Raw genomic sequence first — 7,342 nt, 5'->3', positions numbered from 1 at the left:
TGGTGACTCTGGTAAACCGCTTTCTCAAAAGCCGTGTCTACATCCATTACCTGACGTTCATCACTTCTTAGTGTCAACTTATCAGTAGTTCGACCTACCACTTCATATAATTTGCCTTTCTCTAGCCCGCGACGTTTATAGTCCCGTGTCGGCATGACTACATCCCCAATTTCAAAATTATGGGCAAACCGCATCTGCACTTTTGTCAGATTTTTGGTTTGCAATTGGGTGATGGTTGCAGTTTCTCCCAAAGTTCCCTCATCTTTTAACTGAGAGCGAATCGCTTGGGTAAGGGCAAGTCTTTCCGTGTTGGTTCCGGCTAAGACAAGCGTTTTGGCTCGTTGCTCTGGTGTCCCTACTATATAATCACTGGCGATCTGCTCTATTTTGGATTCTGAAGAAACAGTCTTGATAGAACCATTTGCTAACAAATGTTCAAAACCCGCTTCAATTCTACCTTCAGCGATTAAATCTACTGCCAGCTTCAATTGAGGGTCTTTTTGGCGCAACGATTCATTGAGGTGTACGGTTTTGATTCCTGCTTGCTGCAACGACTTGAATGGATTACCGGCTTCTACTGCTGACAACTGCCGAGTGTCACCTACTAAAATCACCCTAGCTTGAAGTAAGGTTGCTCTTTGTAGGAGTGCATGGGCATCCTTAGCACTGAGTAAACCCGCTTCGTCCACAATCCAGATTTGATTTGGTTCAATCTCTGAGGGTGGTTCCGAAACTAGTAATCGAGCAACAGTCTCAGACTGAATTTTTAACTCTTCGCTCAAAACCTTAGCAGCAGAGGAACTAGGGGCGAAGCCAATAATAGTGTAGCCGGCATCAATAGCTAACGCCTTCAACTCTTTGAGGGCGAAAGTCTTACCAGCACCAGCTACCCCCTGCCATGCAATGAATTGGTCAGATGTAGTTGCAGCTAATTCTACTGCTTCCCGTTGCCCTTTGTTCAGTAACGTATTCTCCAAAAGGCTTTCAACTACTTCCGGGTGCGAAATTGGGTTAACGTTGCCAAGTCTTAGCTGCATTAACTCTATTGTCGCCAACTCCCGCCGGACTGCTGTCATCGTTGTAAATTGATGAGTTAAACCCGGCAAGCCGATTAACTCCTGGTGGGATTTTATCAATGGCTCAATGGCTGTTACATCAGTGGCTAAACGTTCTTCTAGGACGAATTTTTCTAAGTCTTCCTGGGTAAATGCTACATTCCTTTCTGAGCAGTGAGCGATCGCTAAATTCAAAACATGACTCAAATTCTTATCATTGGCTGGTACATTCTCCCTTGCTTCCCCAGGTTTGACAAAGGTAATTCCTAGCGCCGCTGCTTCTTCAACCCAGTAAGCTTTTAACTCTGACTCTGGTAACTTTTCCTTACGCTGGCGAGTATTATCCCAAATTTTTTCACGTTCTGCCCAGGTGGAGTTAGCTCCAGCAAAAGCGAGTATTTGCTGTCGGCGTTTAGAAAATGCCTCTAAATCCTCTTCTTTGAACCCTTTTATATCAAATTGCCCATGTTTGCGGAGTTCTATCTCGTAGCCAAGCTTCTGCACCTCACGCGCCAGATAACTTTGATACGCCATTCCCAAGAATTTCTTATTGGCGAATATCTGATTATTGCCCAGACTCAACCATCTACCATCTGGGGTTTGAGTCATATTCATCACCAAACAATGGGTGTGCAGATGTGGATCTAAATCCCGGCTTTCAATGTGGTCAAACTGAGCTACCACCAAGTTACCAGTGTTGACTCTATGGCGTGAGTCACCCTCTGTAACTCTGGTATAGGCATAACGTTCTTCCATCAGTTTTATTACTTCAAATAATGCCCGATGGTGAGCATCGATTAAACGTGTATCCCCACCTACCAATGCCATCAAGCTCACGCTTTTGGGGGCAGAGAATGTACAGTCTAATGCAGCTCTCTTCGTTTTTGGTTTGACTGCCCTGGCATTTAACTGTTCTTTACCATCAGGCGATCTCCCCTCAATCACATTTTTAAAAGCGTCTTCGTCATCCACTGCCCCTGACAAACCCAATTTTTCAGCACCTTGACCACTCCAAAGTGACTTTCCTTCGTGATAGTAATTCTTGATGAAGTAGTTCACTGCCATCTCTGACGAGACGTTAGCCGCTGTTAGCATGGCTTACCCTGACTCTGGACAAAACATAACTTAATACTCCTTCTATTCCACTGACAGAAATTCTGTTTATTTTCTCTGCTGGGAAGATAATCACCCTTTAAATAACTATTGAATGTCGTTGTTAACCCACATCATCAAATGTAACCACGCTTGATGACGAGTGAAAATATTTTAACGCTCATTGTATTTTTAGTTTTTTCTCCAAGAGGTAATTGATATTTAATATAGCAACAAAAGCGAACATTCTTTCCGCCAAATATGGCGTACTGTGCGTCAGAAAAACATGGATTCCAGGGGTTGTGGTTATTTAAGCGAATTACTAGATAATTGGGAGAATCCTTGATGAAAGTGGGAAGTATTGGGAAGTACTAGGAAGTCTTGGGAAGTCTTAGGAATTGTTGGAAAATATTAAGCTAATGACAATTTGGTGAGGATATGATGTTGAATAGTTGAAAAGGTAAGAAATGAATTCGAGATTTCAAAGATGTTGTCTAGATATTGGGAGATGTTGAATGTAGTTGGCGCTCGTTGGGAAAATGGATATTTTGTGGAGATTTTCTATCAGACGCACGAATTTATAAAAAGTCAATGAGGTAGTGCTAAAACTGTAATCTTTCTTGATAAATGTGGAAATAATCACGGTTTCAGGGGTTTATCTTGAGAGTAGTTATCAATTAGATAGACAAAAAACGGTCAAAAACAGGGAGAAATTTTCTTGTGGATTTAATGTTGAGTCTTGATCCGGGAACTTCAATGACGAAGATGGTTTATCGTGTTCTGTCTGAGGTTTCGTACAAGTCAGAATTGCTGTGTATGGAGCCAGAGTTAATTAAGATTTCCAAAGATTCGCTGGATTTATATGAGTCTGGGCAAATGAATCGGCCCAATCCAGAGAATGAAGCGTGGATAGAGTATAACGAAGAATATTATGCGGTTGGGTTTTTGGCACAAAAGTATTTTGAAGCGCGAATCAATTTTTTAGAACTCAAGTATGAGAACGCGATTCCAAAAACTTTGGCAGCAGTGGGGGCAATAGCGATTAGAGATTCTTTGAAGGCAAACTTTGATTTATCCTTGGGACTGCTATTGCCTTATGGGGAGTGGGAAGACAGAGAAAGATTGGAGAGGGGTTTAACTAAGGCACTGTCTAGCTTTAGCTTTCGAGGGAAACAATTTTGTATAAATCTGATTAGCTTTCAATGCTTGCCGGAGGGAGGGGGACTGATATTAACGCGAAGTAAAAAACTCGGCACAGATTTTAATAAAATGAACATTGCTGTGGTGATGCTGGGTTTTCGGGATATATCAGCCGTAATCTTTGAGCGTGGTATCTCAACTGGAAAAACGGAAGGATTGGGCTTGGCGTGGATGCTGGAGAGAATCAAAAGCCGAACATCAGGGCAAAACTTACATGATCTGTTAAAGGCTGTTCATCTATCAGGCCCGACATTGAAACCGAGATACTGCAAACCTTTGGCTCGGAGCAAGAAGTCTGATTTTAAGGTTGAGGAAATAGCACAAATTATTGAAGTGGCTGACTTATCTCGTAAAGAATACTGGGAAAGGGTATCCACTTGGCTCAAAATTAATATTCCTGCCCATATTGAGCAAGTCATTATTGGTGGTGGAACGTCGGAATATTTAGGCTCGGAGTTGAAAAATTTGTTTACTCATACCGACATTTCATGGGCAGCAGAATTATCAGAGGATGTGCGTTTAGCTTTTAACCTACCGATTAAAAAAGATGCCTTGTGCTTGCGTTTCACTGATGTATATGGATTGTTTCGTTACCAACACGCTATGTCATCCATTTCAAAGCATTGTGCTTCTTAATTAAAGGAATATTAGAATGTTTTCAGATGTTGAGTTTCGCTTACGAAGTAGAGTTAAGGCTGATAGTTCCGAAGCCGTGGTAATTAAGTATCTAAACTCTAGGGACACTCTTTATCCTGCTAGGGATATGGCGATGATTGCGATTAGCAGCTATTGGTTGCCTTTAGCTTATCAAGCTGTGGATCAATCTGTGGATTTAGAGCAACACATTCGTGGTTGTCTTTACCGCCTTCAACTACACTCTTCATATCTGATGGGACTGCTGGGAGAAATCCCCTCTCAGGGAACGCCGATGATTGCAGTAGCCTCTAATCAATCACAACCACTACAACTAATACAATCAGAACCATTACAAATAGCCAGGACTTCAGCCAAAGAACCATTACAAATAAGCAGAACTCCCATACCAGAAGAATTGGAGTCGGAAACTGACTGGTTAAATCCGTTTTAAGACTGACTATTTTTTGAATTGATTTGACGCATTGCTCCTTTCTTAGCATCTTTTTCATTAAACGCAAAGAAGTCGTTTCAAGCTTTTTAACTAGGAGTGCATGATTATGTATCAACCACAAGAACTTTTCAACAACCTCTCACCATCAGAAATTAGCCGGACTTTACGCTTGAGTGGGATACCTGAAAAAGAGTTATATACCGAGAATGATGCAGACAGGTTTCGTGAATGTCGCACCTTAATTGAGCAGGGTGGAAATGATGAAGAAGTAATGGCTCTATTATCTCCAGTTGTTGACAATGCACTGTCAGAAACTCAGGGCAATTCCTCGTCGTCAACGAAGAATGGGGGGAAAAAACAAGGTAGAAAGCCCAATTACCATTAGATATCACTGAATTACTAGTTATTGCTCGTGAAATCGGCTATAAAATCGCACTTTCTCAGGCTTTAATAATTCTCCAAGTCTGCGAACTATCTGAGCAAGATGAGTATAGCCCAGATGAGTGCGAACGCTTTCTTGAAACCTACAAATCAATAAAAGAGCAAAACAAATCCTTTGAAGAAGTTGCATCTGAGTTAGCTGCTCTAAATGAGGATGGGATTTCTCAGCAACTAAAATTAGATGCAGTGATTGAGAATGTTAGTGAAAAAGCTGTAGCTGCCAGAGATGATTTATCTAATCTTATTGATAGGATTACTGCCGCCGAAGCTGAAGAAATAACTAGCTTAGTTCAATCACTTTACCTGAAAAATGTCGCATTGAGATTGCAACAGAGCGATTCGGGAAATAATCTGTTTGCTCAATTAGAAGAAAGAATCATGGCTCGAATCGCCCAAAAAAAGCAACAGAGGGCACAGTTATCTGGAATGACTTGGGAGACGACACCCTCATTGCCTTCTTCGCCAATGCCGATGCTGTCGCCCAACGTATCCAAGAATGGAATGAATACCGATTAAAACAAGAAATTGCAGCCAAAGAACGCACCATTGACATTCAAGTAGATAAAGCCTCTGATGCTAAAGCCACCCAACTTGCTGCCCAAAAGCTTTTAAAGCTCCAAGCTTGGAATGAAGCACAAACACAACGTCAAAAACTTCGTCACAAGCGGTTTGAACAATTCAAAGAACTTCTTTTCTGGGCTGGTGCTTGGGTCGGCTCTGGTCGCTCTGGTACTTTATTTTTCCTGACTGCCATTGTCACATTCACTACTCTTGGGCTAATCGCAGGACTCAACTGGCCTACCACCATCGCTTGTAAAAGTGACTCTGGGGGATGTTATTTATTGCGATTAGATAAGAAAACCGTGATTTTTCCCCAACAATTCAAAAATATCCTTGCTGAGTACGAACGTAACAAGAACCAATCCAAGCGTCGTAAATAATTAAGAAATGCTCATGTCTGAACTACAACAAACCAAGCTTTGGGATGATTGGGACGCTTTCAAGTCAACGAAGTAAAAAGGCAGTTTATAAATATTTACTTTCATGCCCAAGGTGAGGCGATCGCTTTCTTTCACATATTCAAGTAAAATCACTGTATTTGATGGATAAAAACTTTCTTTACAGCGTAACTCACCTACTTTAATAAGAGGTGTACTTGTCGAAAGGCAAACTGTCTTCCGGCTCAAAGTTACGCAGGTCTTGCTCCATCATCTGACGACGTTGGACGTATGTTCTGCTATCTTCAATCCTTCGTCTCATCTGCCATGCACCAAAATTAATACCCTTTTCTGCGTATTTAGCAGACACTTTGTTGTAATCATCAACCTCAATTTTCTTGCGCCACTCAAGCTGTTCCAGCGCACTTTCACTGATGCCAATTTTCTGAGCATATTCTACATATTCAGGTCTGAGAGAACCATCTGGGTTAAATTCCTTTTTTTCTTGTTCAGTGAAGAAATCGTAGGCTGTGTAGATTGGCCACGGCTCTGGATCATTCTCATCCAGGTGCTTCCACTCGTCATACTCTTCTTTTGCTCGTAGAGCATAACTATCAATTGCTCCTGGATGTGCGCCAAGAGATAACTTTTGTTGTCTTACTTCATTTTTTAAAGTTCCATCTGCATTGAATTCTTTCTTATGCATATTTATCCAACGCTTAATTCTCGACATACAAACCTCTCAATATATTAACCAAGTTTCATTAACTTCTTAAAACCATGACTCTGGAAATTAAATATTTTGATCCCAGGCTCAATCAATGGATTTATACAGATGAGCGTAAAACTATTTTAACTGAAAAGCTCAGTAATACTTTACTAGAATCATATTTCCCTAACAAAGAGTTTTCATTTGGCCACTCAGATGAATACAGTACCACCGAAGAATTAAAGAATCATCCAGATGGACAGATTTTATTGCTCTCTTCTAAGACTCGCTTACTTTATGGAGAAAAGGAATGTTTAGAAACGATTCAAAAAATTTCTCCAGATAGTAAAGACCGTGGGGCTTACGGTTCCATCTTCCTTGGGGCTTGTAAAAATGCGATTTATGAAAAGCTAAATATTCTGGTAGTAGATGATTCTACTGATAACAGGGGTGAAAATGGAGGGATATTATCGAATGATTTGGCATATAAATTAGTTGGTGACTGTTATGGGCAGATTTCAACACAACTTTATGACAAGCTAACCTTAAGAGAATCACAAATAGATAAAAGCTATCGTGTAATTCAGCATCGATTCGGTTGGGTGGATGGAGTTGGAGAAGATACTACTAAATACCGTTTTGGCAAAGGAACACTCCGACCATACAGACTAGATAGAATAGAATATGCAGATCCTAAAAATGAACCAAAAATCGATATAATTCTTCCTGTAAGCAGTTTTAAAGGAACAGACAAGGATAGACCCGAAGGCCCTACTAAACCGCAGATTCAACCAGGATTATATCAGCAAAATATTTGGTT

Annotated in this window: 8 protein-coding genes and 1 pseudogene; 6 read left to right on the top strand and 3 right to left on the bottom strand. The window is 40.9% G+C overall.

Annotated features, from left to right (window positions below):
* Window positions 1-2,150, bottom strand: a 2,150-nt coding sequence (gene mobF / locus HWQ38_RS19785; RefSeq protein ID WP_292796760.1) for a MobF family relaxase, incomplete at its 3' end; no start/stop codon positions are given.
* A 726-nt stretch (window positions 2,151-2,876) separates the two neighbouring features.
* Here mobF and HWQ38_RS19780 point away from each other — a divergent pair.
* The 5 genes from HWQ38_RS19780 to HWQ38_RS19760 all read left to right on the top strand — a co-directional run bounded on the left by HWQ38_RS19780 (window position 2,877) and on the right by HWQ38_RS19760 (window position 5,816).
* Window positions 2,877-3,983 (top strand): ParM/StbA family protein, encoded by a 1,107-nt coding sequence (locus HWQ38_RS19780; RefSeq protein WP_292796762.1) that lies wholly within the window; start codon window positions 2,877-2,879, stop codon window positions 3,981-3,983.
* Window positions 3,984-3,999: 16 nt separating this feature from the next.
* Window positions 4,000-4,434: a hypothetical protein gene (locus HWQ38_RS19775; protein WP_292796758.1), complete on the top strand. Its 435-nt coding sequence runs from the start codon at window positions 4,000-4,002 to the stop codon at window positions 4,432-4,434.
* A 106-nt stretch (window positions 4,435-4,540) separates the two neighbouring features.
* Window positions 4,541-4,819 (top strand): hypothetical protein, encoded by a 279-nt coding sequence (locus tag HWQ38_RS19770; RefSeq protein ID WP_292796756.1) that lies wholly within the window; start codon window positions 4,541-4,543, stop codon window positions 4,817-4,819.
* A 242-nt stretch (window positions 4,820-5,061) separates the two neighbouring features.
* Complete coding sequence (locus HWQ38_RS19765) at window positions 5,062-5,391, top strand: hypothetical protein (protein WP_292796755.1); 330 nt, start codon at window positions 5,062-5,064, stop codon at window positions 5,389-5,391.
* Window positions 5,307-5,816 carry a hypothetical protein gene (locus HWQ38_RS19760; protein ID WP_292796752.1) on the top strand — a complete coding sequence of 170 codons (510 nt, stop codon included), beginning with the start codon at window positions 5,307-5,309 and terminating at the stop codon, window positions 5,814-5,816. Before HWQ38_RS19765 ends, HWQ38_RS19760 begins: the two co-directional genes overlap by 85 nt.
* On the opposite strand, the gene HWQ38_RS19755 is transcribed toward HWQ38_RS19760, so the two are convergent.
* Complete coding sequence (locus tag HWQ38_RS19755; RefSeq protein ID WP_292796749.1) at window positions 5,817-5,969, bottom strand: hypothetical protein; 153 nt, start codon at window positions 5,967-5,969, stop codon at window positions 5,817-5,819. It abuts the gene before it with no gap.
* Between the two features lie 46 nt (window positions 5,970-6,015).
* Entirely contained in the window at window positions 6,016-6,546 is a 531-nt protein-coding gene (locus HWQ38_RS19750; RefSeq protein WP_292796746.1) for a hypothetical protein, read from the bottom strand.
* A 47-nt stretch (window positions 6,547-6,593) separates the two neighbouring features.
* Here HWQ38_RS19750 and HWQ38_RS19745 point away from each other — a divergent pair.
* Window positions 6,594-7,342, top strand: a pseudogene (locus HWQ38_RS19745) (hypothetical protein); the annotation flags it as partial.

The organism is Nostoc sp. NMS7 (assembly GCF_017115085.1).
Classification (GTDB): Bacteria; Cyanobacteriota; Cyanobacteriia; order Cyanobacteriales; family Nostocaceae; genus Nostoc.
Note: the sequence above shows the minus strand (reverse complement) of the source record. Positions and strands in the feature narration are given on the sequence as shown.